This is a genomic window from Vreelandella titanicae BH1, assembly GCF_000336575.1.
GTDB lineage: Bacteria > Pseudomonadota > Gammaproteobacteria > Pseudomonadales > Halomonadaceae > Vreelandella > Vreelandella titanicae.
The window spans coordinates 220,851-245,440 of sequence record NZ_AOPO01000003.1; the positions used below are offsets into that span (position 1 = coordinate 220,851).

The window sequence follows — 24,590 nt, forward strand, 5'->3', positions numbered from 1 at the left end:
GAGGCCTCTTCATGGCCGTAGAACAACGCTTGCATGAGCGAGCTGGAACGGTGCGAAGCTTCAACCGTTTCTACACGCGTCAGATCGGTGTGCTGCACGAGCATCTGCTGGAAAGCCCATTCTCGTTAACGGAGGTTCGCATTCTGTATGAGCTGGCGCATCGGCCGATGCTTACCAGCTCGGATATTTGCCGGGAGCTGGGGCTCAATGCCGGTTACGTGAGCCGGGTGCTGAAAGGCTTCGAGAAGAAGGGGCTTATCACCAGGATCCCCTTGCCCTCCGATCGCCGGGCGGCGCAACTGCAATTGACTGATCATGGGCGGGAAACTTACCTGCCGTTGAGTGATGCATCGCAGCGCGAAGTTGTTGCCATGCTCAAGCGGCTTTCGGAGCCTGAGCAACACCAGTTGATCGAGGCTATGCATCAAATCGAGAGCCTGCTTGGCGATACTGATTCGAACTACCTGCTGCGCGACCCGCAGCCAGGCGATATGGGATGGATCGTCCATCGGCAGGCGGTTCTTTATGCCCAGGAGTACGGCTGGAACAGTGAATATGAAGCACTGACAGCAGACATCGTCGCCAAGTATCTGCGTGATTATGACCCGCAATGGGAACGGTGCTGGGTCGTCGAGAAGCAGGGAGGCGTCGTTGGCTCTGTGTTCGTCGTTAGGGAGGACGAAGCGACCGCAAAGCTGCGGTTACTCTATGTCGATCCCTGCGCCCGAGGTCTTGGAATAGGTGGCCGTCTTGTCGATGAATGCCTAAGATTCGCCCGCCAATCTGGCTATAAAAAAATCATCTTGTGGACCAACAGCGTTCTTATTGGTGCGCGAAAAATCTATGAAAGGGCGGGTTTCGAACTGGTTGAGGAAACGCCCCATCACAGCTTCGGCAAGGATCTTGTCGGTCAGGTGTGGAGCCGTGAGCTGTAGTACCCACGTTGCGAAGCATCGCTTTGCCTAGGTAAAGGCCGTATGCCGGACAACAGGGGGCGAGCGCAAACCTTTAAATGATATTGCTAATTTGCCACCGTGGCTCGGCAAGTTGTATGCGTTCAATGACCCAATCCACGAATGCCCGCACGTCAGTATATGTAAAATCTGCACGTAAAGAACGTAAATCATCTTATGCGATACGCCGATTTCCTGGGCTGGCCTGGAAGGCCCCTGAATAACCAGGATTACCTCCAGAATGGATAGCACCAGTGGGAGCCAGTCGAGAAGATAAATCGTGTAGTAACGGCCTTCAGTACCATCAAAATCATAGGCAATAACAAACGGGGTGAGTCTTTTGGCTATCTAATTGCCTCTTTAATGTTGGTTTTAGCGCTACGCATGACCGTCAGCCATAGCTGCATCAAGCTTTTTCTGCTACTGATTCTATTCTACCAAATTCCAGTTAGTATCTGGCTATATTATGAGCCGAATATAAACCATAATCGGCTCATCCTGTGAGCTGAATGGGCGAGGTGGTAGGTCTATGTATTTCTGCTCATCTTTCCTCAAAACTAGTGCCGCTTGCTCTGCACTAGCTCGTAATCTGCTAGGCTTAGTTCCATCTAATACTAAAAAACCATAGGCTTGCACAAAAGCTAGCCAGTCTTTGCACGCCGATTTTTCATGTAAAGCGTGATGCAGTGCCATGGTCGACATTTCCCGCGTGTTCGAGAAAGGAAGGCAATCATGATCGCTCCCCAAGATGGGCGTTTGCGGCTGGATCGCCAGCGCTTGAAGCAGCACCGCAAACGGCTGGGCTTTAGTCAGGAGGCGCTGGCCGAGTACTGCTTCGACCAGCGCCTATGCGTTTCTATTGCTTCGATTAAACGGGCCGAGAGTGGGCGGGCGGTGCTTTATCGCACCGCTCGCCACTTGGCTGAGATCTACGGCGTCGAGGTTGAGGCGTTGTCAGTGGATGCGGAAGAGGCCGCCGCTGTGCCTGCCGCTGATAGCGAGGAGATGGAAAGCGCGCGTGTCTTGATTCAATTGCATGCCGTGGTGGCTGACCAGCCAACCCTGGCGACCTGGGTTCAGCATTTCGGCGGCAGCCTGGCGGAAGAAGGGACGGCCCTGTTTGGACTGCCCCGGGCTTACCGTAGCGATGCCCAGCGGGGCCTGTTGTGCGCCGCGACCCTGGTGGAACAGGGAGTGGCGAAGGTCGTATATCTCCAGGCTGGCCAATGGCCGTCCGCTACGCCCCCTTCGATAGCGGAGGAGCGGAGCGGTGTCTGGGTTGAGCGCGGGGTGGCGGTGCAGTTGGCGGAACGCTTTATCTTCGATGATGAAGGCGGGGATTGGCTGCGCTACCGCCATCCCCGAGACGAATCTCAGGAGGCCCGCTTCGAACTGGTGGGGCGCCGGGTGCAGTTGGGGCAGCTGCAGGCCATTTTAGAGAGTACCTGTGACTATCAGGCTGGCCATCTGATCTATATTCGCGGCGTGGCGGGCATCGGCAAGACGCGTCTCAGCGCCGAGTTTGCCGAGATGGCGGCGGCGCATGCCGATCATCATCAGGCCGAGGTTTTGGACTTCGGCACGCGTGCCGATGAAGGCCCGTTGATGCAGCTGACTCGTTCGCTGCTTCAAACGTCCGATGAGACGAAAGGTGAAACGATAGACGAAGCGAGCCTGCTCGCTCGCCTTTCGGCGCTGCGTTTGCCCGTGGATCATGCCATGCTGCTGCGCCCCTTGCTGGGGCTGGCTCAGCCAGAGGATGCGCAGCGTCTCTATGCGGCCATGACCCCGGAGACCCGCAGCCAGCGTTTGGTTCTGGCACTGCGCGACACTCTCCTGGCGCGGTCTATTCATCGCCCCCAATTGCTGGTGGTGGAAGACCTTCACTGGGCCGATGAGGCGCTGCTGGGAACCCTGACTGGGCTACTCCAGGAGACCCTGGAAGCGCCGGTGATCTGGCTGTTTACCTCACGCTTAGAGCAGGACCCACTAGAGACCCGTCTAAGGCCACAGTTGCCTGAGTCGCCGCTAACCCTGATCGAACTTCCTCCATTGCGCCCCCAAGAGGCCGAGGCCCTGGTAGCCAGCTTCGGAGCGGTTCCCACCGAGCATGCCTCCCGCCTTGTCACTCAGGCCCAGGGCAATCCGCTGTTTCTGACTCAACTGTTGCTGTTTCATCCCCACTGCAGCTTGCCAGCCAGCCTAGCTAATCTGGTACAGACCAAGCTGGATCAGCTCACCGACCTGGATCGTCGGGCCATGTGCGTCGCCGCCGTTATGGGGCAGCGCTTCTCGCTAGCGTTGCTGCAGGAAGTGGTGGGGCAGGCCGATTATCGACCTGAACTCCCCCAGCGCTACAGTTTGGTACGCCCGCTGGAAGAGGGGAGCTATCGCTTTGTGCATGACCTGATTCTACAGGGCATCTACGAAGGGATTCCAAAAATACAACGCGACCGCCTGCATCTCCGGCTGGCCGAGCTCTATGGTGAAACGGAACTGGGGCTACGTGCGCGCCATCTTCACCGTGCACGTTCCCTGGAAGCACCGAATGCGTTCCTGGAGGCGGTGGCAGCGGAAATGCTGCGTTATCGGCATGAGGAAGCCATGGCGCTGCTGAGACAATGCCGAGCCATCGATTATGCGCCGAAGGATGAGTACCGGTTAGTGCTGCTGCAAGGCCAGGTGGCGATGGCGACCGGGCGCATCCAGGCGGCTCGCGAGCACTTCGAGACGGCGCGCACGTTCGCCCGAGAGGAGTGTCAGCGCATTACCGCGGATCTTTGGCTAGCCCGGGTGCTGAACATGCTCGATGCCCTAGAGGCAGAAGAAGCGATACTCGATGGGCTGTTGCCCCTGGCCGAGATGCTGAAAGACCCTTTGCCCCTAGCTGAAGTGTTTTATCTAAAAGGTAATCTCTATTTCCCCCGGGGCGATTTTGCCACCAGCCGGGCCTACCACACTCGGGCACTGGAGCAGGCCCGATTGGGTGGCGATGTGCATACCGAAATCCAGGCCCTGAGTGGGCTGGGCGATGCGCATTATGCCGAGGGGCAGATGCGCAGCACCTACGAGCTTTTCGACCACTGTGTGGCACTCTGCCGAACCCACGGCCACGCTGACCTAGAAGCCTCTAATTTGTTCATGCTGGGTACGGCTCGTCTTTATGCTAACGAGACCGAGGCGGCGTTGGCCGACTGTTTCGATGCTGCTGAGCTGGGCAAGCGTGTTGGCAATCGGCGTGCTGAAGTGGTGGCTCGGCTAACGGCGTCCTGGGTTCTGATTTCCCAGGGCAATCCCGATGCGGCCGACGAGCAGGTTACACAGGCGCTGGCAGTGGCTCGCGGCCTGGGTTCAGGGCGCTTCGAGGCCTTTCTGTTGGAGAGCCGTGCCCGTATCGAGCTGATCACCGGACGACAGGCTGAGGCGCGAGCCAGTATCGAGCGTGCCTGGCAGTTGGTGGAACAGCACCGTCTGACGGCCTTTATTGGCCCTTGGGTGCTCGGCACTCGGGCGCTGTTGGAAGAGGATCCCGAGGCTCGCTTGGAGACGCTGCAACAGGGTGAAGCGTTGCTGGATGCTGGCTGCGTGGGGCACAACGGCTACCGTTTTTTGGTCACGGCGGCGGAGGTTAGCTTGCTTGACCATCGCCCTTCCGCAGCTCGCCACTATGCCCAGCGCTTGACCCAGCTGATGGCGGCGGAGCCCTGTGCCTGGGGCGAGCATCACCGAGCGCTGATTGAGGCTCACGCTGTTTGGTTGGAGAGCTGCGAAGAGAACGGCGAGTCTAGCGCTCTGGAAGCTTTACGGGATTGCTGGCGCCAGAGCGAAGCGGCTGGTTTGCTGATGACGATGCCTTGTCTGGCTGCCAGCTGTTACTAGTCGTCGCGCGTTATCTTTACGTTGATCCGGTATCCCCCAGCAGCAGGGCGATGAGATGCTCTGACTGTTCCAGGCACTGCTCCTGAAGGCCCGCGCCGCGCGCCCAACCGCCAGCGAACAGCAGCGGGCATACGTTCTGGTTTCCCTCGAAGCGTCCTTGGGCGGTGGTTCGGTTATAGCGCTCGATTTCCGCTTGAGCTTCCAGGCAGTTGGCATCCAGTACATTGTGCTTGAACAGGGTCCAGGCTTTGGCTTCCAGAGCGCTGCCGAGTGGCGGCAAGCGGTCTCGGTAGCCAGCTTCGTTTGGATCGGTGGCTATGGAGTCGTTCAGGGGCGAAGGGCGCCGCTCGAGCATCTCGCGGTGGGGAATCTTGTTGAGATCATCCACCAGAGAGACGAAGTACTGCGGCAGGCCTGCCTGATTGTAATCACTGTTCTCTGCATCGTTCTGGTGGCGGTTGGCTACATAGTCGATACGGTAGGGGAAGAAGGTGTCTTCAGGGTTCCGTACTTCGATATTGTAGGTACGCCATAGGTTGCGATTGGGTGGCAGGCGGGCTGCAGCGGTGTGACAGACGCTGAAGCTGCGGGTGTAGCGCACCTTGCCAAGAATATGCTGAAGGCCTTGCTGGATCTCAGTCAGGCCGTCGCCAAAGGTCAGTATCGGCAGGGCATCTTCAGCATGGGTGGCCATGATTAGAATATCTGCCTGCCAGCGGCGTTCACCTGAAGCGGTACGCTCGGCTAGCGTTGCGCCCTGGGGCGAGAGCCTTGCCTCTACGTCGATGCCGCGCAAGATTTTGACTCTTGGGCCCTGAGTCTCGGGGTTGGCGATATAAGCGGCCAAGGCCTCAAGCCAGTGCTGGGAGCCATGCTCGAAGTAGCGGCGGTCCGGGGGCGAGCCACCTTCCTGAATGCGGTAATACTCGAAGGGAGCTTGGAGTGGCATACCGCCCGGGCCGCGATCGTCGGCGAAGTACATGGCCGATATGCGTGGATAGTAGATGATGTGGCGGATGCGTTCCAGCCGAGCTGGTAGCGCCGGGTCCTGCCAGTCGATGGTGATTTTCAAATGATCCGCTGCGGCTGCCAGCATCTCGACGGGCGTGGCGACACAGCTGTCGAAGAAGTCATCTACCGTATAGTGGGGCGTAATGCGTCCACTCTCCACTAGGTCGATGGCGCTTTGATGCACCACGGTGATCAACGGCGCTAGCTTGCCCCCTTCGGCCTGATTTAGCTCGTGGGCGGGGTCGCTGACACCGCGGGCCAGGTCGCTATCATCGGTCAGGGCTATCGCTCCGTCACGGCTGAAGTAGCTCTCGGTATTCTCTAGCGGCTTCATGCGCTCTAGCTCGCCGATCTCGCTAAGCACCGTGCGCAGGCGATGATAGGTGGCCAAGTTGACATCATTGACCCCCAGGTCGGCCCAGCGCCGATAGGGCGACTCGGGCTTGCCCGGTTGCCGCCGATTGCCGAGGTCGACCCACACCGTTTCGGCGTTGCCGCCAAGCGTGGCTTTGCGCTCGAATAGGGTGATTTCTATCTGCTGGGCTGCTTTGCCACCGAGCTTCTGAAGGTAGTAGGCCAGTGACAGGCCAGAGACGCCGCCGCCGATAATGGCAACCCGAAGCGTTGAAGTGTCCATCGTTATTCTCCTTATGCAGTCGTTTGCTCCAGGATCTTCCAAGAGTTCGTTGCTGCCAAGGGCGCAAGAGAAGCTGATACCGAAGTGATCCGTTGTACTTCGTGTGGCTATTGTTAGCAATATTGGTGATGCCGAGCTGATGCTGTGACTGCGCAGTATCTAAGCTGAAATGCTTAGGGCAGGTAAGCCGCGGTCGATGACCGGCCGCCGATTTCACAACATCCGCATGAGGTATCTAACCATGAATGCTCCTCAAAGCAATGTTCCTCAAAACAATGCTCCTCAAACCATTGATAAAAAACTGATCGCCCACGACTTTCGTGTTGCCATGCATGAAAAACTCGAGCCTGAGCAGATCGATGACGTTGCCGACGCTTTGATGGCTTCCGAGAAGGCCTATCCTGCTACCGGCAGCGTAGCCAGCCTGATCTTCTATCTTAGGTTTCAGGTTAACATCACCGATGGAAAGTCCTTCGATGGCAATGCTGGCGGCATCTCCTCAGCGGGCGGCGGCGCTCTCTTTGGGGATGTCTATACCAAAGATCTCGAACGGCTCTATCGTGATACGGTAAGTTTCGAATTTCAGGGTACGCCAGTCTATCTGAGCATTCTGTTCTTCGACGGCGACAGTAATCTATTGGGCCACTTCCAGTCGGGTGCCGTCTCCACCGTTACCGGCGCTGGCGGTGGCACAGGCAGCTGGAGTTGAGTCTTAGCCGTATGCTGATTCTAAACCTGGGGGCGCCCTCGGCGTTCCCGGGTAACCGCGAGCAAGAACGTCAGCATGCTCTCAATCCATTCTTCACAATCCACTCTTCTCCCCTGATTTCCCTCCACCTATACTTCTCCATCCCAGTTAGCTTTCTGACTAACCTATGAGCTGAATATGAACTCTATTCGGCTCGTGTATCTCTGGGAGCAGCGCCAATTGCGCGAGCAGGCAACCACTAAGGATTTTTTCTTAGTAGTTCGCCAAGAGGGTAAACGCGCTATGTCATTGAGAAGGCCAGCGCAACTCGAAACAAGAGCCACCCTCATCAGAGGGGTAGCATTTAGCCTCGCCACCATGGGCTCGTGCAATCGCCGCGACTACCGCCAATCCTAGCCCGCTTCCTCGCTTGTCTCCTGGCATACCACTGTCAGCGTCCCGCGCATGCCGGAATGCCGTGAAAATCTGAGAAGCATATTCCTGAGGAATACCTGGGCCGGTATCTATAACACGCAAAACACACCGGCCGTCGTCCTGGCGCGTTTGGATGATGAGTGTCCCTGGGGATGCATGCTGGCGAGCGTTTTCCAGCAACGCAAGCAATGCCTGACGAATACGGACTGGATCGCAATACGCGGCGCCAGATTGCAGATCAAGGGTTGGATAATGATTTGATGCATCTAGGGCATGTCTACAAAATTCAACGACTGATTCAATTTCAGCAGAAAGATCACATTTCTTGATCTCAAGGTTCAGATGGCCGCTTTCGGCCAAGCTCACGGCGCGAAGGTCTTCAATCAGTTGTGCCATGCCGTCGATTTGGGTAAGGAGGCTTTGAAACTGGGGTTTTTCGGGGGGGAATACGCCTTCTGCCAAGCCTTGCAGGCGTCCGCGTAAAATAGTAACGGGCGTACGCAGCTCATGGGCAATCGCCGCATTCCAGAACGTCATTTCCTTGGACATACGCTGTAATTGGTCTGCCAAGGCATTGAAGTCGTTTGCCAAAACGGCGGCCTCGCCTAACGAGCGATCACCCGTCGTGGCGCGTGCGTCCAGGTCGCCTTGCGCGACGCGACGCATGCTTTCTGTGACGGAGTTTAGCGGTACCAGAATGCGACGTGCCAAGTGAATACCCACTATCACGGCGAACGCCAGCCCAACCAACGTAGTGCCAACGAGCCAAGCCCACTCTAGCCCCGACGGGAACATGTTGGGTTCGTTAATCGACCCCTGCCAAAAATGGAAGGTAATGAAATAGAACACATAAGAGGTCACCACGACTAACAGTGTGATCCCAAAAGCCATTGCTGCCATTGTCAACGCGATTGTCCGGCTCAATCCAATGAGTTTCATTCTGTTCCCCATAGCCGGTACCCAACGCCGCGTATGCCAACGGGTATGCCTCTCACATCGACGTCTTCCAGTTTTTTACGCAGCTTGCTGATATGGCTGTCGACAGTGCGCTCAAGCGCCTCACCCTCGGGGAGGCAGGCGGCCAATAACTCTGCGCGGGTGCAAACTTTTTTGGGCGCGCGTGCAAGGTGCGTCAACAACCTGAATTCGGTGAGCGTCAACGCAAGGCTATGCGAGTCTCCTCCCACCTGAACAAAGGCTTCGTGTTGTTCCAGGTCGATCTCAAAGGGCGGCACCCGGAGGACACGGGGTTGATGGCTAGCATCAGCCATGGTGCGCCTTAACACTGCCTGAGTGCGTGCGACGACCTCAGCAGGGTTAAACGGCTTGACGACGTAGTCGTCGGCACCAAAACGCAAGCCCATGAGTTTATCGATGTCCTGATCCATCGCGGTCAACATGATGACGGGCGTCTCACCACGATGGCGAACCTCCGACAGCACCTGCCAACCATCCATTTTAGGCATCTTTACATCAAGTAAGAGGAGATCGGGTTTCATCGACAAATGCATTTCCAATGCCTTGCGTCCATCTTCTGCGTGGATGGTTCGAAGGCCCTCACGTCTCAGATAAGCCTGAAGAATATCAGCGATCTCAGGCTCGTCTTCGGCGATGAGAACCAGTGCTTGCAGGCCAGAAGAAGAATTTGGCGACTGTTGAGTCGTGGACATAAAAGTGCCTAATGAAACATTAATTGTGTTCTCCATCATATCTACACATACCGTCGACGTTAATACCACGCTATAGCGATATAGTCCCCTTCAATTTTATTGCTAGGCAAATGTTTACCTATTTCTCAATGAGCTAGGTCTGAAAGAACGATGCCTGAAGGGAAGATGCATGACGATCCGACATATTTACCGCAATGGTGGCCTCTGTGCCTTGCTGCTAACCGTGCTAACCGCCTGCGGGCCAGTTGAGCAAGAAGTAACGCCGCCTCCTGCCCGAGTGTCTGTCGTTACCTTGGAACCCGTTAGATTGGAGCTGACCGAAGACTTACCGGCCCGGGTCGCTCCTTTTCAAGTGGCGGAAATTCGTCCGCAGGTCAGCGGAATTGTCCAACGTCGACTTTTCGAACAGGGAACCGACGTGAGTGCGGGGCAGCCATTATTCGAAATCAACCCAGCGCCGTTTCGAGCGGAAGTGGAAACGGCAGAAGCCGCTTTGCAGAAAGCCGAAGCCGAGCTTGCGAATGCCCGTGCGCAGTCCGCTCGGTTGGAGTCGCTGGTCAGGGGGCAGTCGGTGAGCCGCCAGGCCTATGACGACGCCGTATCCAAAAGTCAGCAGGCCGCTGCTGAGGTGGCTCAAGCGCGTGCCACGCTGTCACGTCGCCGCCTTGACTTAGAGTTTTCCACGGTGGCGTCTCCCATTGCTGGCCGAATTGATCAAGAGTTGGTAACGGTGGGAGCGCTTGTCGGCAGCAGCGATAGCACGCCCATGGCCCGTGTTCAGCAGATCGATAAAGTTTATGTCGATGTTCAGCGTTCGGCTTCCTCACTTGAATCGCTTCAAGATGCGATGGCGGCGCAACCTTCGCTAGATAATGGTTTACCGGTCACCATCCTCGGCAGCAACGGTACACCCTACGATGTCACCGGACGCATTCTTTTTTCGGGCATCAATGTGGATGCCAGCACGGGTGACCTTTTACTGCGTGTACTCGTGGACAATCCCAATCGACGCCTGCTGCCCGGTATGTTTGTGCGCGCCCGCGTGCCCTACGCACGCTATGACAACGCGTTGACGGTGCCGCAACAGTCCGTGGTGCGCATCGGCGGTAAGCCCTACGTGTGGTTGATTGGTGAAAGCGACAAGGCGGTGATGGTCTCAGTGGAGCTTGGTGAATTGGCGAACGGTAATTATCGGATTAAGACGGGGGTGACAGAGGGGCAGAAGGTTGTCGTCGAGGGGATAGAGCGACTTTCTGATGGTGTCGAAGTCAGCGCGACTGATTGGCATAGGTCATCGCCTCTTGAGGCTTCAGTGGCATCTTCTTAATTAAGCTTCAGGAGTCTCCGCAATGCCTCAGTTCTTCATCCAGCGCCCAGTCTTTGCGTGGGTGGTCGCGCTGTTTATCATCCTGCTGGGCGTGATCGCCATTCCTAAGCTGCCGGTCGCTCACTACCCCTCGGTAGCGCCCCCTTCGGTGACCATCACTGCGACTTACCCCGGCGCCACACCGCAGACCATGAACGATGCCGTGCTCAGTCTCATCGAACGAGAACTGTCCAGCGTCAAGAATCTGCTGTACTTCGAATCGTCGGCGGACTCTTCAGGGTCGGCATCTGTCACCGCCACCTTCAAGCCAGGGACAAATCCGGAACTGGCTCAAGTGGATGTGCAGAATAGACTCAAGGCAGTCGAGCCTCGGTTACCCCAGGCGGTTCGTCAGGATGGGCTGAGCGTCGAGTCAGCGTCATCCAGTTTTCTGATGATCGTAGGTCTGAATTCCGATGATGGGCGCTTTGATGAGATCGCCCTGAACGATTATATGGCGCGCAATATCGTCGAGGAGCTGCGCCGCATTGACGGTGTTGGTCGTGTGCAGCTGTTCGGTGCTGAGCAAGCAATGCGAATCTGGATAGAGCCGGAGAAGCTGATTGCTTTCGGCTTGTCGGTGAATGATCTCTCGACCGCGATCACGGAGCAGAACGCACCGATTGTGCCGGGCAGCATCGGCGCGTCTCCGGCCTTACCCGGCCAAAAGGTGTCCTCACTGTTGACCGCACAGGGGCAATTGAGCACGCCGGAAGAGTTCGCCGCTATCGTACTTCGCGCGAATGTCGACGGCTCCAAAGTGGTGTTGGGCGATGTGGCGCGAGTCGAGTTGGGCGCCCAATCCTACGGCTTCTCCAATCGTGAGAATGGCCAGCCAGCGACGGCGGCAGCCATACAGCTGGCACCCGGCGCCAATGCTGTCCGCACGTCGGAAAGTGTGCAGGCGCGTTTGGCTGAGTTAAACCAGGCGCTACCCGCGGGCATGAGCTCATCGGTTCCCTTTAATACGGCCCCGTTCGTTAAGGTTTCTATCGAGAAGGTCATCCATACCCTTATCGAGGCGATGGTATTGGTGTTCCTGGTGATGCTGCTGTTTCTACAGAACATCCGTTACACGCTGATTCCCGCACTGGTCGCGCCGATTGCGTTGTTGGGGACCTTCACGGTGATGCTGCTGGCAGGTTTCTCAATCAACGTGCTGACGATGTTTGGCATGGTGTTGGCGATTGGCATCATCGTCGATGACGCTATCGTGGTGGTCGAGAACGTTGAGCGCATCATGGCCAAAGAGGGATTGTCGCCAAAGGACGCCACCATCAAGGCGATGAAGGAAATTACTGGTGCGGTGGTGGGCATCACCCTGGTATTGACGGTGGTGTTTATCCCGATGGCCTTCTCGAGTGGCTCGGTCGGTGTGATCTACCAGCAATTCGCGCTGGCGATGGTGGTCTCGATTCTGTTCTCAGCGTTTCTGGCGTTGACGCTAACACCGGCGCTATGCGCCACCCTTCTCAAACCCATTAAACCGGGGCACCACGACAAAGGCGGTTTCTTCGGCGTGTTCAACCGGTCGCTTAAACGTATGACCGCCCGTTACGAATCGCGTGTGGGGAAACTGGTCGCCCGCAGCGGTCGGGTCATGCTGGTGTTTGTGGTCATCGCAGGTGTGCTGGTGTTCGCCTTCCGCCAGTTGCCTTCGGCTTTTCTGCCGGAAGAGGATCAAGGCTATTTCATGACCAGTATCCAGTTGCCCGCTAATGCGACAACCGAGCGTACCTTGGATGTGGTCAAGGCGTATGAGGAGTACGTCATGGCGCGCCCTGCTGTGGACGGCAATATGTCTATTTTGGGCTTCGGGTTCTCTGGGTCTGGCGCGAATACAGCGCTGACGTTCACCACGCTAAAGGATTGGGGGAAGCGCGACGGTGCCACGGCGGCGAGTGAAGCGGAAGGAGCTCAGGCAGCCATGAGTCAATTGAACGAAGGGACGGTGATGAGTATGTTGCCGCCGGCCATTGATGAATTGGGTACCAAGTCCGGCTTTACGATGTTCTTGCAGGATCGCCGCAACCAGGGGCCGGCCGCCCTTAAGGCTGCCGAGACGACGCTGCTGGAACTGGCGGCGCAGAGCAAGGTAGTTAGTGACGTCTATTCCGACGGCCTTCCGGAAGGGGCGAGCATTCGTCTTGACATCGATCGCCAGAAAGCCGAAGCGCTCGGCGTGTCGTTCGCCAACATTAGCGAAATCCTGTCTACCGCGATGGGGTCGTCCTACATCAACGATTTCCCGAATGAGGGCCGGATGCAGCAGGTGATTATGCAAGCGGATGCGTCGGCACGCATGCAGGTCGACGACGTGCTCAAGCTGCATGTGCGAAATAGCAGGGGGGGCATGGTTTCCCTGTCAGAGGTGGTGACTCCGGTGTGGGACGAAACACCGCTACAAATGGTGCGCTACCTGGGCTATCCCGCCACCAGCATTTCCGGCAGTGCGGCGAAGGGGGCTTCCACTGGTGATGCCATGGCTGAAATGGAGCGTCTGGCGCAGCAACTTCCGCCCGGTTTCGCAGTGGCCTGGACGGGGCAGTCCCTTCAGGAGCGCCAGTCCGCTGCTCAGGCACCCATGCTGGTTGCGCTATCCATCCTGGCGGTGTTTCTGGTGTTAGCCGCTCTCTACGAGAGCTGGTCCATTCCGCTGTCGGTCATCCTGGTTGTGCCGCTGGGGTTGCTGGGTGCGGTGGCTGCTATGTTGCTGCGTGACCTGCCTAACGATGTGTTCTTCAAAGTCGGTATGGTCACCGTGATCGGGTTGTCTGCGAAAAACGCGATCTTGATCGTTGAGTTCGCAAAACAGTTGCGTGAGCAAGGTAAGGGGCTGATGGAGGCCGCGGTGGAAGCCGCCAGCCTGCGCCTGCGTCCGATCCTTATGACCTCACTCGCTTTCGGCTTGGGAGTGGTGCCGTTGATGGTTGCGTTTGGCGCCAGTGCCAAAACCCAGCATGCGATAGGCACGGGCGTTTTCGGCGGCATGGTTAGCGGAACGCTTCTGGTGATTCTCTTCGTCCCGGTATTCTTCGTTTTCGTGATAGGTCTTCAGGAGCGCGTTAGTGGCTGGCGTACGGCTCGTCGCCCTTCATCATTACAACCCGATAACGATATAGAGCATTAATGCCATGCGCCGACTGATTCCGCCTATCGTGCTAACGCTGTCGGCGTCCCCTGTGTCAGACACCTTTTCAGTGGCAGCGTTGGAAGTGACATCATTATCTAGGAGTTAAGTGGCTAATGCTTTCTGCTATCCCACAACGTTGGCTAGTTCTGTTTGCCGTAATGCTGGCGTTCCTGCCCGTTGTCATCGACATGACAATCCTGCACGTCGCTATACCTGTACTGACGCCTGCGCTAGGTGCCACTGGCACCGAAGTGCTGTGGATCATCGATATTTATCCGCTGCTGATGGCGGGCCTACTGGTGCCGATGGGCACCCTGGCTGACCGAGTCGGTACGCGCCGTGTGCTGCTGACCGGACTCTTGGTGTTCGGGGTGGCGTCACTACTGGCGGCATTCTCGACGACACCCGTCATGTTGATCGGTGCTCGAGTGCTGCTCGCCATTGGCGGGTCGATGATTATGCCTTGTGTGCTAGGTGTTATCCGCAAAACCTTCGAAGATGAGCGCGAGCGTGCGATGGCGCTTGGCCTATGGGGAACGGTTGGGGCCGCAGGCGCGGCAGTTGGCCCATTGATTGGTGGTGTCTTGTTGGAGCATTACTGGTGGGGCTCGGTATTTCTCATCAATGTGCCCATCATGCTAGTGGTGGCGCCGGTCGCCTATGCGCTGCTGCCCCGCCGCGAGGCGACGACGCCAGGTAAATGGGCTTTCGGTCAGGCCTTGATTTTGCTTGTTGGTATCATCTCGGTGGTTTACGGCGTCAAGTCTGGGGTGGGAGCGGGGCAGCCGCTGTGGCGTGCAGGGTTGGTGCTCTTCCTGGGGCTAGCGATGCTGACCTGGTTTGCACGTATCCAGTTGCGTTCGGTGGAGCCGATGCTGGACTTATCGCTATTTCGCCATCCGGCCATTGTCGCTGGCATGGTGATGGCGCTAGTGGCTTCCGGTGCACTGGCAGGTGTCGAGCTGACGCTGGCGCAAGAGCTGCAATATGTGCTGGACAAGACGCCGCTGCAGGCCGGCCTTGTTATGGTGCCGATCATGGCGGCCGCTGCAGTTGGTGGCCCCGTTGCAGGCTACCTGTCCAACCGGTTTGGCTTACGGCTGGTTGCCAGCATGTCGATGGCGATCGCGGCAGCCGCTTTGGCCTATCTGGCGCATGCTGACTTCCACGCGCCTGACTGGACAGTGCCAACAGCTTTGGCCGTGCTGGGGCTCACCCTGAGCATCGGCCTGACCGCTTCCTCAATTGCCATTATGGGGGCAGTGGATGCCAGTAAAGGAGGGGCTGCCGGCTCTTTGGAAGCCACCGGCTATGAATTGGGCAGCGGGCTCGGCATTACCCTGTTCGGGGTTTTCATGGCCAGCGTGTACACCAACACCATCGTGCTGCCGTCACACTTGGATCCAGCCCTCGGTGCACAAGCTGTGCGCTCGATCAGCGACAGCATCGTTGTGGCACAAGGACTGGCTGCAGATCAGGCGGATGCACTCATCATGGCCGCGAAGGCGGCATTCTCCACCACGCACTCGATCTTGCTAACAACTGCTGCGATTCTCATCGCTTTACTGTCGGTTGTGGTGTTTCTGATGCTGGGTAGCCACCCAGAAAAGGTGGGGGCGCACGAGTGATGCTGGTCGGGCACTGGCACATCCATGCGGTTTTAGCCCCGGTGTTAGCTGTTAAGGTCAGCGTGGCGGGTTGCCTTGGCAGTCTCATCTATCTGCCCCGTCCATCGGAGCAGTTGATCAACCGTCGCCTTACCCCCACTGCCCTGTTAGTGAACCTCCTACCGGGGAGTCCTCGGGTAAGGCAACGGCAGCGACTCGGGCTTTTGCTGCCGCAAGTTTTGCGGGATCACCGCGCTCTATTTCCGGCTTTTGGCCTGGTGGGTAGGCGCCTACCATGCAGAAATCATCGTCCGCCTCTAGGCTGGCATGTCCAACCCCGGCGGGCAGAACCAGCACATCGCCTGGGTAAAGCATCAACTCCTGACCGTTAGGGCCACCCAGCCGCGCCCGGGCCTGCCCGCGGAAGATGCTCAGTGCTTCATGGGCGGTGGAGTGAAAGTGGTCAAAGTCATATAGGTGGTAGCGCCACGCAGGCGGCCAACCGTGGCGTTTGAACATACTTTCAAAGGCATCGGCCCGTTCCTCTGCATTGCTGATATCGAGAACCTGGCGATAAACCAGCACTGGTAGAGGGGAGTTGGGGTAGCCGGTCGCTGCATCGCTGTCGAGATGGAGTCGTTCTGGCTGAGGGGTAGACATCCTGGTCTCCTCTTTGGGGGTGTGTTTATAAAATAGCTTTGAGCACACTCTTTTGCATAGCCGCGCTAACCGATAACAAACTGGCTGTGTGTTTTGTCAATTACCGCCCGGCAGCGTATCCCTCATCTTCTGTTCGATTGCCTTGATAGCATCAGTCGGTATCATATCGTTGATGTTGTCCATCATTACGCCCTTTTACCGCGAGCTTCTATGACCCAATCTAAAACGCCCTTCATTGTGGTGCTGAGCCTGGCAATGACCATGATGCTGGGCCCGTTTTCCATGGATACGTACCTGCCGGCCTTTCCGGTCATTGGTGAATCGCTGGGAATTTCTCAGCAGGCGGTATCGTTAAGTGTTTCGGTGTATGTATTTGCGTTGGCGTTGGGTCAGTTAATCGGCGGCGCGCTTTCAGACCGCTTCGGGCGCCAGCGGGTATTGATGAGTGGGCTGGCGATTTTTGCGCTCTCAAGCATTGTCATTGGTATGGCGGATTCCTTGAACACCCTGCTCGGCGGGCGGGCAATTCAGGCCATTGGCGCCGGCTTGACTCTGGTTTCGGTACCGGCGTTAGTGCGTGACCGGGTGGCGGGGCGCGACGCCGCGAAACTGTTCTCGATGATGGGTTTTATCATGGTGCTGGCGCCTGGGATCGCTCCGAGCGTAGGCAGCGCGATTCTGGCGCTGGGTTCCTGGCACTATATCTTTTTCGCCTTGGCGGTATACGCGTTACTGCTGGTGCCGTTGCTGGTGCGGGTGATTTTTACCGGTACGGGCAAGGTATCCCGCGCGAAGAGCCCTAAGATGAGCCTGCTGGCGCGTTATAAACTGGTGCTGTCGACAAAGCCGGCCCTGCCGTTCATCGTTTGGCAGGCTGCCTCTTTTTCTACCTTGATGATGTTCATCACCTATGCGTCATTTATCTATCAGGGGCATTTCGGCCAGTCGCCTTCAAGCTTTTCAATGCTATTTGCGGCGAATATCGTCGCGATGCTTATCTTCAATATTCTCAATCGAGTGTTGCTTTCCAGGCTACCGTCACTGCGTATCCTGCAGTTGGCAACGGGCTGTCAGGCAGTGGGTATAGTATTGCTGGTGATGGCTGCCTTTATGGATTGGTCGCTTTACGCCTTCCTCGCCGCCATGATGCTGACCATCGGCGCGGTGGGGGCGATCTCTCCGAATATTCAGGCCTGCTTTTTGGAGTTCTTTCCCACCAGTGGCGGGACGGCCGCAGCGCTTCTGGGTGCAGCACAGTTCGGTGTCGCCGGGCTGCTGAGCGCATTGTCCGCCATGTTGCCGCATACGCTTGAAGCGGTCATTCTGGCCATGGCCGCCTGTGGCTCGGTGGCGTATCTGATGCTTGCCCGCTCTATCATCAAAGGGCGTGCCGCTGTCGAGGCACACTGAGCCAGGCCACACTCCTTTGTCAAAAGCCCCGTGTTTTGGATAACACGGGGCTTTTTTTATTTGTTGATCAGATGCCGCTAGTACACGAGCGCTGCAGATATAGGACGGGTAGTCGGTTGGTGCATGACCTCATACGTGTATTGCAATCATGAACTAAAGTTCAAAATAAATGATTATGATTTGTGTTATTACTATTGACTAGGTGCTGCCACCTTTGGATACTCTCACGGCCTTTTAAAAGAAAACCATAAGGCGAGCAGGGCCGGTTTAATCATTTCAAGGGATCTTCAACATGACTGATAGCAGTAGCACAGTCCGGCGCAACGCAAGTTGGTTACGGTGGCAGCAGACCACTACCGCCATTCTGTGCGGCACCACGCTGGTGACTATTCCCATGATCGGGAACGCCCAGGAAACCGGCGAGAGCAGTGAAGGTAATGAGGGCTATCGCCTTGCTCCCATTATCGTCAATGCTCAGGCTTACGCTGATGATGATGCCAACTCGATAGTGGCCCAAGAGCTATGGGTCGGCGGTAAGGTGGCTACCAGTATCCTTGATACCCCCGCTTCCGTGTCGGTCGTCACTGAGAAGGAAATTGAGCAGCGCAACGCCTCTACCACCGAGGAAGTGCTGCAATATACGCCAGGCGTCCTCACTGATTATTACGGCACCGATGACCGTAACGACTATTTTAAAATTCGCGGATTCGAGGCCACCACCTACCGTGACGGGCTTACGCTAGGCTCAATGCGCGGTGTACGCGAAGAGCCTTACGCCTACGAACGCGTTGAAGTGTTGCGTGGGGCCAACTCCACCCTGTTTGGCCCGGCGGATCCAGGTGGTTCGGTCAACTTCGTGAGCAAGCGGCCACGCTTTGAGCGTTTTGGAGAGGGGTATCTCTCCTACGGTTCATTTGACGCAAAAGAAGCCGGTGTTGATGTGGGTGACACGCTGAACGCTGACGAGACAGTGGCCTACCGCTTTACCGGCACCATCCGAGACAGCGACCGCGAATACGATCACTCCAAAGACAACAATGGCTTCCTGATGGGTGGCCTGACCTGGGAGCCGACGGCGTACACCTCCGCAAGCGTTATCTTCGATTACCTGAAACGTGACGACACCCCCAATAGCGGTGGTTATCCGCTCGACCGGGAGTACGACCGCAGCGAGTTCTTTGGTGAGCCTGGTTTTAATTATCACGATGTTGAGCGTACCAGCCTTACCGGACAGCTCACCCATGATTTCAACAACGGGCTGACGCTGCGGGGTAATCTGCGCTATAGCGACCTGACTGATGACTTCGGCTACGTTTATATCACTGACTCCGCGGCGCGAGTTGGCAGCGTGGTGGATCGCGACTATTTTGGAACGGACAACGAAGCCCAGGAGTTGATCGGCAACGCTATCCTGCAATACGACGCCCGCTTTGATCAGGTCGACAGCAGCACGCTCGTGGGTGTCGAGTATCGCGATGCTTCCACCGAAGACCGTTCGTTTTACGGGGATGCGACCTCCATTGATATCGCAAACCCCGTCTTTAGCGGTGCCCCGAGTAGCCTGAACGTCTATAGCCGTAACAAGCAGGACTTTACCACCGAGTCGGTTTTCCTGACCCAGAATTTGTCCTTCTATGACCGATTCATCGTGACAGCGGGTGTGCGCAACGACTCGATGGATGTCTCAAGCACCAACATGGCGGGCGTTACCGATTCCGATGACTTCTCTGAGACTTCACTTCGCGGTGCGCTGACCTATCGGGTCACCGACGAAATTTCTACCTATGTCAGCATGGTGGAGTCGGTCGCACCACCCACGGTTGGCGTCGAGCCTGAACGGGGCGAACAGTACGAAATTGGTGCGAAATACGCCCCCTTTGGTACGAATGCGCTGTTTTCGGCGGCCATCTATGACCTAACCAGGGACGACGTCACCATCTCGGTTGTACAGGACAATGGCGTTATCGAGCGGGAAACCGTTGGTGAATCCCGCGTGCGGGGTCTTGATCTGGAGGCCAAGGCTGAGTTGACCGATAGCCTTAGCGTGGCCGGTGGTTACTCCTATATGGAGTCGGAGGTGGTGCGCGACAGCAACGCAGCCAGAGAGGGTAACGAGTTCACTGCAGCACCCAAACATACGGCGTCGCTGTGGGGCTACTATACCTTGCCAAGCCAGGATATGAGTGTTGGCCTCGGCGCCCGTTACATTGGCTCCTACTACTTTGATGTCGCCAATACGTCAAAGAGCAGTGCGGCAACACTCTTTGACGCAGCCTTCAGCTACCAGCTCACCAAAGACGCCGACCTAGCCGTCAACGTCAGCAACTTGCTCGACGAGCAGCACGTGGTCGGTTCAAGCACGGCCGATTACTATAATCCGGGTCGCGAAATCAGCGCGAAAGTGAGCTATCGCTGGTGATGTAATTCCGCCTATATCCCAGAGGTAAAGCAACGGCAAAACGCCCCGACTTGAACATTAAAGGCGGGGCGTTTTGGTATTTAGGCTTCTGTTAGACCATCAACGATAAACACGCGGTAGTCGGCACCCTGGAAGCGGTGCTTGCGGGCTTCCTGGTAGGCGGGGCTTTGGTACCAGGCGCGGGCGGCAGCCATATCCGGGAAGCGCAGAATCACCGCACCTTCCATAGCGCTACCTTCGAGCACTTCAAAATCACCATAAAAAGCGAGCGGTTGCGGATCGTGGCCTGCGCGAGCGGCTTTTGCTTTCTCGCTGTAGCGCTCCATTTCCTGGGCGTCGTGGGTATGTTCGCGGGTCATTACGACGTAAGCGGGCATTAAATTCTCCTGATGTAATCGTTAAGAAATCAGCTAGAGCATATCACCGCCCACTAGCGGAGCCACATTAGAAAGACCGCTATTCAGCTTTACTGAGTATCTCGGCAGTGAGGGGCGGGTTATACGCCTGGCTCTGACTCAATCACGATTTCATGTTCCCGACGCTCTTTTTCCAGTGCTGCCAAGGCAATTTGATAACAATCTTCAACATGGCTGTTACCCATGTACTTCATGGCGGCGAAGCTAATGCTGCCTGCCACAGCGCTACCTACGAAGGGGACGAACTTAGCAACGCCTTTGGAAGCAACCTTGACACCCATTCTGCTGAGCAGCGTCATAATAAGTGCTTTTGTAATGTATTTGCCCGCCATCTTGCTGCCGGTATTTGAAATGACCGTCATCACAAAAAGCTTGGATTCTGTATCCAGGCTGTCGATCTGTTCAGGCGTTAACCCAAATTTTTCATTAATTTTGGGAATTAACCGCATCAATATGGCGACGTCTGAGCCAATATCTAAGCCTGGTATGGGTATAACCGCAGTGCCAGCTGACAGGCTTGAGCTCTTCGTTACCATCGAACGGCATGACTGTTTAATGGCTTCGAGCTCTTCTAGTGACTCGATCATATAAGATCCTTTATTCACGAACGGCAAGCTCCTTATGCGGCCCCAACTCATTGATTTATCTAGGCAGGCTGAACAAACCAGCCAAGGGAACGACATCATGTACGTTAGGGCGGAGTATAGTTGACCCTCCGTATCTTGCCCTAAGCGCCGCTACCGGACTAAGCGACGTTATCGGCAGGCGGTTATCCAACGCGAATAGGCAATGCGATGATAAATCGCTGTCGTTTCTTTAGGGACGGTTTTGACGCAATACCATCAAACCCGTCATTAATACCATAGCCATACCTGGCCAAGTTATAGCGCCTGCCAATCCTGTTGAGAAGGGGGGCTTTGTTGGGGTAGGGCATTCAGCGGCTCTTTCTCTTCTTCGTCCACACTCAATGCTCTCTTCCCAGGGGCTATGCGACGACCCTCCATTTATCTTGACCTCAAGTTAACCTGAGGTTTTAAAGTAAGCGCCGATTCTTATTTTAGCAATGGCCGATAAAGGGTGGGCAGTGGGTATGCGCAATAGCAATTCGAGATCAATACCGTTGGTAAGAACGATCCTTCTGATCATTCTGATTGGGCTCAACCTGAGGCCATCCATGGCGGCTATTGGCCCGCTGGTTGAGGCAATCCGGTATGATGTGAGTCTTTCATTTACACAGCTGTCGCTTTTAACCACGTTACCGGTACTAGCGATGGGGTTAGGGTGTTTTGTTAGCGCATTGCTTGCAAAGCGGATCGGCTTTAATAGCGTGATTACCCTGGCGCTTGCGTCGATTGCTTTATCGGACGCGTTACACTGGTTTGGCTTCGGGTATACAGGCTTATGGGCAGCCGCGCTGGGCGCCGGTATTGGCATAGCCTTTATCCAGGCGGCACTTCCTGCGGTGATAAAACAGGCGGCAGGCGAGAAAACCCCGATGGTGATGGGGTTCTACATTGCCTCCATCATGGGGGGCGCGGCTCTAGCCTCTGCCATTACGCCTGTGGTGAGTGATTATATTGGCTGGCAGAGCGCCTTGGCGTTATGGGGACTTTTAGCACTTGCAGGGCTCGTTTGCTGGGTGATGCGCAGGCGAGTACTGCCAGCCCCTAGTCAAAACAACAGTGTTAGCATCGCTTTTTCAGCGATGGCTCGGCAGCCTCGGTTTTGGTCGTTGGCGATTTTCTTTGGTTTAGGTACGGCGGGTTATACCTGCCTTCTGGCTTGGATTCCGCCCACCTTTATCAATTTAGGCTGGTCTCAAACGCAAGCGGGGCTGGCGCTTAGTTGGCTAACTGCCATTGAGGTGATGGCTGGCCTAACGTTCCCCATACTGGCTCAACAGATGAAAGACCGTCGCCCGGTGTTATTGCTGGTGCTTCTGTTATCGGTGGCGGGCTTTTTGCTTCTTGGGCTAATGCCTAAAACAATGGCTTGGTTGGCAACCGCGCTGCTGGGGTTAGGAATTGGAGGCCTTTTTCCCTTAAGCTTGATCATCACTATGGATCACTCAGACGATCCCGTGCTAGCGGGCCAGCTTGCTGCTTGGGTACAAGGAATCGGCTATCTCATTGCCTCTTTAGCACCTATCGCGGCGGGGTTGATAAAAGACTTACTGGGAGGGTTTGAGCAGGCATGGCTTATGCTTGGGGTGGTTTTTATAGGGCTGATAGTGATGAGCCTACGTTTTGATCAATCTAAAGCACCCCAACAGCTACACTTTAGTTAGTGAAAAGGGCTTCTCGGCAATCTAAACGGAAAAGACGAAACGCTAGTGCCCTCGGTTCGTTAGCGTTCTGTTTAATCCGCCCACTGCCAGGGCGGCTCGTCCAGCCATCCCTGACCGAGGATAACGGTCTCGCCAAACTCTTTATCCAGCGCGATAGAGTTACAGGCCTGATCTTGCTCCAGTGTCGCCACTAGGCGCGGCGCGTGGGAGACCACCCACACCTGGGTTTCCCTTGATGCACGGATAATCAGGCGCCCCAGGGCGGGCAGCAAATCCGGGTGTAGGCTGGTTTCCGGCTCATTTAGCACTAGCAAGGAAGGCGGCCTGGGTGTGAGCAGTGCCGCCACCAGCAATAGGTAGCGAAGTGTGCCGTCTGATAGTTCCGACTGATTTAAGGGGCGCAATAGCCCTTTCTGTCGAAACTGCAGTACAAAGCGGTTACCCGCATCGGCCCCAAAATCAATCGTTGCGCCGGGGAAGGCGTCTTCAATTGCCTCATACAAGGCCTTTCGGTCGCCAATCTCGTGTATGGTGCGCAATGCGGCCACTAGGCTGTGGCCATCGTGATCCAGCACCGGGGTACGGGTACCGATTTGCGGTGTGCGGATGATGGAGTGCGGATCGGTTCGGAACTGATCGTAGAAGCGCCAATGACGAATAGTTTGCCGAACCGCATGGACTTCAGGCACGGCGATCGGGTCACTGATTTCGTTCAGAATGCTTTCGTAACTGTTAAGGTGGGCGCCGTAAACCTGCCATTTGCGACCCGCTCGCACTTTGACCACAGACCCAACTCGGTCGATCAAACAGCTGCTGGGTCGGCAAACATTGCCTGCCCAAATGCATTCACGTTTTATTTCGGGGTCGAACTGGAACATGGACGGGTCTTGGTAGCCCGCAAAGCCCTGAGGTGCGGGCATCCCCAATGAAATGGCGTAGCCGAAATCTTCACCCACAAAACCCAGCCTAAGCCGAGAACTGTTTCTCTTGGCAGTGCCCTCGATGGGATTGGAGCCGTCTCTCATGCCTCTGGTGAGTTTTTCTGGACCTGCCCAGAAGGTGTAATCAAGCCCACCTTCTTGAGCAATCGATGAGATAAGATTGCCTTTGGTGGTCTCCGCCAGTAACCGCAGTGACTTGTATAAGTTGGATTTGCCGCACCCGTTGGGCCCAGTCACTACATTGAGACTCGACAGGGGAGAGACAACGTTTTTCAGGCTGCGGTAGTTGGATACGGCAAAGGTGTTGATCATAGCGTTGGGGGCTGGCTGCTCTTGGCATTGTGAAAATACCAGTTTAGCCCCAAGTGCACCCTCACTAGAAGACATCGATAGCTGGAGATTTTAAGTGTCGATTGAGGGGCAGGATGCTCATGTCCGCGATTTCGGCGAGGGTTTTGGTCGGCAGTTGCCTTTATTCTGTACGAGCTGTCTGACGAGAGTGTCAGGCGGGCATCACTTCTTCTCAATATTAAAAGATTCTCGGGAATATACCAAAAGACTGGATCAGGCAAGAAAGGAAGAGTATTTGGCATTCTGATCCGTTCATTTTGAATCTATCATTCATGTGCTGATAAAGAGACTAGAAAACCAAGCCTCCTTCTCTAAAGAAGATGATTAAATCACAGGTGGGAAATTAGAGAGGAAGCGATCCATGAAGTTCTTTTTCGGCTCGGTAGGTTGAATAGATAGTTAACGTAAGGAGTAAATCATGAAACTTTTAAATGCGGCCTTAATCATTGCATTAATGCTTTCTTCAGGCGTGGCGCTTGCGGAAAGAGGCTCGGATGAAGATAACAGGATTGTTTATTCTGATTCGACGTCTACAGATAGCGGTACTCAGAATATTCCGGCCTCCCAGGTGCTTGCTGACAACCCTTGAACAGAGCTAAGTAGGTCAGTTGTAGGTAGTGTGTTTTGAAGTAACGTAAAGTCATTAAAACTGCTCGGTGGCATGTGGATTTTAAATTAATCACATGTCACAGGGTTGGTCGAGTGATGGCTAGTCATTTAAGGGTAA

The 24,590-nt window shown here is 55.9% G+C and carries 18 protein-coding genes; 10 read left to right on the plus strand and 8 right to left on the minus strand.

Features of this window, described 5'->3' with window-relative positions; genetic code table 11:
* Window positions 1-11 precede the first annotated feature (11 nt).
* Both HALTITAN_RS08415 and HALTITAN_RS08420 read left to right on the plus strand, forming a co-directional pair.
* The gene (locus HALTITAN_RS08415; protein WP_039858829.1) at window positions 12-935 is read left to right on the plus strand and encodes a bifunctional helix-turn-helix transcriptional regulator/GNAT family N-acetyltransferase; all 924 of its coding nucleotides are present in this window, start codon (window positions 12-14) and stop codon (window positions 933-935) included.
* Window positions 936-1,685: 750 nt separating this feature from the next.
* Complete coding sequence (locus tag HALTITAN_RS08420) at window positions 1,686-4,832, plus strand: ATP-binding protein (RefSeq protein ID WP_051051951.1); 3,147 nt, start codon at window positions 1,686-1,688, stop codon at window positions 4,830-4,832.
* Between the two features lie 16 nt (window positions 4,833-4,848).
* Here HALTITAN_RS08420 and HALTITAN_RS08425 read toward each other — a convergent pair whose 3' ends face one another.
* Window positions 4,849-6,480 carry an FAD-dependent oxidoreductase gene (locus HALTITAN_RS08425; protein ID WP_152419250.1) on the minus strand — a complete coding sequence of 544 codons (1,632 nt, stop codon included), beginning with the start codon at window positions 6,478-6,480 and terminating at the stop codon, window positions 4,849-4,851.
* Window positions 6,481-6,721: 241 nt separating this feature from the next.
* Between HALTITAN_RS08425 and HALTITAN_RS08430 the strand changes: the two genes are divergently transcribed.
* Window positions 6,722-7,189, plus strand: coding sequence for a VapA/VapB family virulence-associated protein (locus HALTITAN_RS08430; RefSeq protein ID WP_101148383.1), 468 nt, complete (start codon window positions 6,722-6,724; stop codon window positions 7,187-7,189).
* Window positions 7,190-7,474: 285 nt separating this feature from the next.
* Here HALTITAN_RS08430 and HALTITAN_RS08435 read toward each other — a convergent pair whose 3' ends face one another.
* Together HALTITAN_RS08435 and HALTITAN_RS08440 are read right to left on the minus strand one after the other, a co-directional pair.
* The gene (locus HALTITAN_RS08435) at window positions 7,475-8,503 is read right to left on the minus strand and encodes an ATP-binding protein (RefSeq protein ID WP_236614942.1); all 1,029 of its coding nucleotides are present in this window, start codon (window positions 8,501-8,503) and stop codon (window positions 7,475-7,477) included.
* Between the two features lie 35 nt (window positions 8,504-8,538).
* The gene (locus HALTITAN_RS08440) at window positions 8,539-9,312 is read right to left on the minus strand and encodes a response regulator (RefSeq protein WP_236614943.1); all 774 of its coding nucleotides are present in this window, start codon (window positions 9,310-9,312) and stop codon (window positions 8,539-8,541) included.
* Window positions 9,313-9,442: 130 nt separating this feature from the next.
* On the opposite strand from HALTITAN_RS08440, the gene HALTITAN_RS08445 reads away from it, so the two are divergent.
* From HALTITAN_RS08445 to HALTITAN_RS08455, 3 genes are all read left to right on the plus strand, one after another.
* Complete coding sequence (locus HALTITAN_RS08445; RefSeq protein ID WP_009286840.1) at window positions 9,443-10,600, plus strand: efflux RND transporter periplasmic adaptor subunit; 1,158 nt, start codon at window positions 9,443-9,445, stop codon at window positions 10,598-10,600.
* 22 nt (window positions 10,601-10,622) lie between these two features.
* Complete coding sequence (locus HALTITAN_RS08450) at window positions 10,623-13,769, plus strand: multidrug efflux RND transporter permease subunit (RefSeq protein WP_009286841.1); 3,147 nt, start codon at window positions 10,623-10,625, stop codon at window positions 13,767-13,769.
* A gap of 116 nt (window positions 13,770-13,885) precedes the next feature.
* Window positions 13,886-15,400, plus strand: coding sequence for an MFS transporter (locus HALTITAN_RS08455; RefSeq protein ID WP_009286842.1), 1,515 nt, complete (start codon window positions 13,886-13,888; stop codon window positions 15,398-15,400).
* 129 nt (window positions 15,401-15,529) lie between these two features.
* Here HALTITAN_RS08455 and HALTITAN_RS08460 read toward each other — a convergent pair whose 3' ends face one another.
* Entirely contained in the window at window positions 15,530-16,039 is a 510-nt protein-coding gene (locus tag HALTITAN_RS08460) for a cupin domain-containing protein (RefSeq protein WP_039858836.1), read from the minus strand.
* 210 nt (window positions 16,040-16,249) lie between these two features.
* Here HALTITAN_RS08460 and HALTITAN_RS08465 point away from each other — a divergent pair, with 210 nt between their 5' ends.
* Window positions 16,250-17,449, plus strand: a complete 1,200-nt coding sequence (locus tag HALTITAN_RS08465; RefSeq protein ID WP_039858838.1) for a multidrug effflux MFS transporter — start codon at window positions 16,250-16,252, stop codon at window positions 17,447-17,449.
* Between the two features lie 292 nt (window positions 17,450-17,741).
* Window positions 17,742-19,868 carry a TonB-dependent siderophore receptor gene (locus HALTITAN_RS08470; RefSeq protein WP_009286845.1) on the plus strand — a complete coding sequence of 709 codons (2,127 nt, stop codon included), beginning with the start codon at window positions 17,742-17,744 and terminating at the stop codon, window positions 19,866-19,868.
* Between the two features lie 80 nt (window positions 19,869-19,948).
* On the opposite strand, the gene HALTITAN_RS08475 is transcribed toward HALTITAN_RS08470, so the two are convergent.
* From HALTITAN_RS08475 to HALTITAN_RS26205, 3 genes are all read right to left on the minus strand, one after another.
* Window positions 19,949-20,245 (minus strand): DUF1330 domain-containing protein, encoded by a 297-nt coding sequence (locus HALTITAN_RS08475; RefSeq protein ID WP_039858839.1) that lies wholly within the window; start codon window positions 20,243-20,245, stop codon window positions 19,949-19,951.
* A 119-nt stretch (window positions 20,246-20,364) separates the two neighbouring features.
* A complete protein-coding gene (locus HALTITAN_RS08480) occupies window positions 20,365-20,871 on the minus strand; it encodes a hypothetical protein (RefSeq protein WP_039858840.1) in 507 nt (168 codons plus the stop codon).
* A 294-nt stretch (window positions 20,872-21,165) separates the two neighbouring features.
* Window positions 21,166-21,288 (minus strand): hypothetical protein, encoded by a 123-nt coding sequence (locus HALTITAN_RS26205; RefSeq protein WP_255200352.1) that lies wholly within the window; start codon window positions 21,286-21,288, stop codon window positions 21,166-21,168.
* Window positions 21,289-21,458: 170 nt separating this feature from the next.
* Here HALTITAN_RS26205 and HALTITAN_RS08485 point away from each other — a divergent pair, with 170 nt between their 5' ends.
* On the plus strand, window positions 21,459-22,571 hold the full coding sequence (locus HALTITAN_RS08485) for an MFS transporter (RefSeq protein WP_233973897.1): 1,113 nt from the start codon (window positions 21,459-21,461) through the stop codon (window positions 22,569-22,571).
* A gap of 71 nt (window positions 22,572-22,642) precedes the next feature.
* Here HALTITAN_RS08485 and HALTITAN_RS08490 read toward each other — a convergent pair whose 3' ends face one another.
* Window positions 22,643-23,899, minus strand: coding sequence for an AAA family ATPase (locus HALTITAN_RS08490; protein WP_009286848.1), 1,257 nt, complete (start codon window positions 23,897-23,899; stop codon window positions 22,643-22,645).
* Window positions 23,900-24,281: 382 nt separating this feature from the next.
* On the opposite strand from HALTITAN_RS08490, the gene HALTITAN_RS25735 reads away from it, so the two are divergent.
* Complete coding sequence (locus tag HALTITAN_RS25735) at window positions 24,282-24,452, plus strand: hypothetical protein (protein ID WP_169331550.1); 171 nt, start codon at window positions 24,282-24,284, stop codon at window positions 24,450-24,452.
* Window positions 24,453-24,590 lie beyond the last annotated feature (138 nt).

What these genes read in the sequence shown, in the direction of transcription:
- HALTITAN_RS08490 (WP_009286848.1), bottom strand. Translation starts at nt 23,899, where the DNA reads ATGTCTTCTAGTGAGGGTGCACTTGGGGCTAAACTGGTATTTTCACAA.
- HALTITAN_RS08460 (WP_039858836.1), bottom strand. Translation starts at nt 16,039, where the DNA reads ATGTCTACCCCTCAGCCAGAACGACTCCATCTCGACAGCGATGCAGCG.
- HALTITAN_RS26205 (WP_255200352.1), bottom strand. Translation starts at nt 21,288, where the DNA reads ATGGAGGGTCGTCGCATAGCCCCTGGGAAGAGAGCATTGAGTGTGGAC.
- HALTITAN_RS08435 (WP_236614942.1), bottom strand. Translation starts at nt 8,503, where the DNA reads ATGGCAGCAATGGCTTTTGGGATCACACTGTTAGTCGTGGTGACCTCT.
- HALTITAN_RS08470 (WP_009286845.1), top strand. Translation starts at nt 17,742, where the DNA reads ATGACTGATAGCAGTAGCACAGTCCGGCGCAACGCAAGTTGGTTACGG.
- HALTITAN_RS08430 (WP_101148383.1), top strand. Translation starts at nt 6,722, where the DNA reads ATGAATGCTCCTCAAAGCAATGTTCCTCAAAACAATGCTCCTCAAACC.
- HALTITAN_RS08465 (WP_039858838.1), top strand. Translation starts at nt 16,250, where the DNA reads ATGACCCAATCTAAAACGCCCTTCATTGTGGTGCTGAGCCTGGCAATG.
- HALTITAN_RS08440 (WP_236614943.1), bottom strand. Translation starts at nt 9,312, where the DNA reads ATGATGGAGAACACAATTAATGTTTCATTAGGCACTTTTATGTCCACG.
- HALTITAN_RS08475 (WP_039858839.1), bottom strand. Translation starts at nt 20,245, where the DNA reads ATGCCCGCTTACGTCGTAATGACCCGCGAACATACCCACGACGCCCAG.
- HALTITAN_RS08455 (WP_009286842.1), top strand. Translation starts at nt 13,886, where the DNA reads ATGCTTTCTGCTATCCCACAACGTTGGCTAGTTCTGTTTGCCGTAATG.
- HALTITAN_RS08450 (WP_009286841.1), top strand. Translation starts at nt 10,623, where the DNA reads ATGCCTCAGTTCTTCATCCAGCGCCCAGTCTTTGCGTGGGTGGTCGCG.
- HALTITAN_RS08420 (WP_051051951.1), top strand. Translation starts at nt 1,686, where the DNA reads ATGATCGCTCCCCAAGATGGGCGTTTGCGGCTGGATCGCCAGCGCTTG.
- HALTITAN_RS08425 (WP_152419250.1), bottom strand. Translation starts at nt 6,480, where the DNA reads ATGGACACTTCAACGCTTCGGGTTGCCATTATCGGCGGCGGCGTCTCT.
- HALTITAN_RS25735 (WP_169331550.1), top strand. Translation starts at nt 24,282, where the DNA reads ATGAAACTTTTAAATGCGGCCTTAATCATTGCATTAATGCTTTCTTCA.
- HALTITAN_RS08445 (WP_009286840.1), top strand. Translation starts at nt 9,443, where the DNA reads ATGACGATCCGACATATTTACCGCAATGGTGGCCTCTGTGCCTTGCTG.
- HALTITAN_RS08480 (WP_039858840.1), bottom strand. Translation starts at nt 20,871, where the DNA reads ATGATCGAGTCACTAGAAGAGCTCGAAGCCATTAAACAGTCATGCCGT.
- HALTITAN_RS08415 (WP_039858829.1), top strand. Translation starts at nt 12, where the DNA reads ATGGCCGTAGAACAACGCTTGCATGAGCGAGCTGGAACGGTGCGAAGC.
- HALTITAN_RS08485 (WP_233973897.1), top strand. Translation starts at nt 21,459, where the DNA reads ATGGCGGCTATTGGCCCGCTGGTTGAGGCAATCCGGTATGATGTGAGT.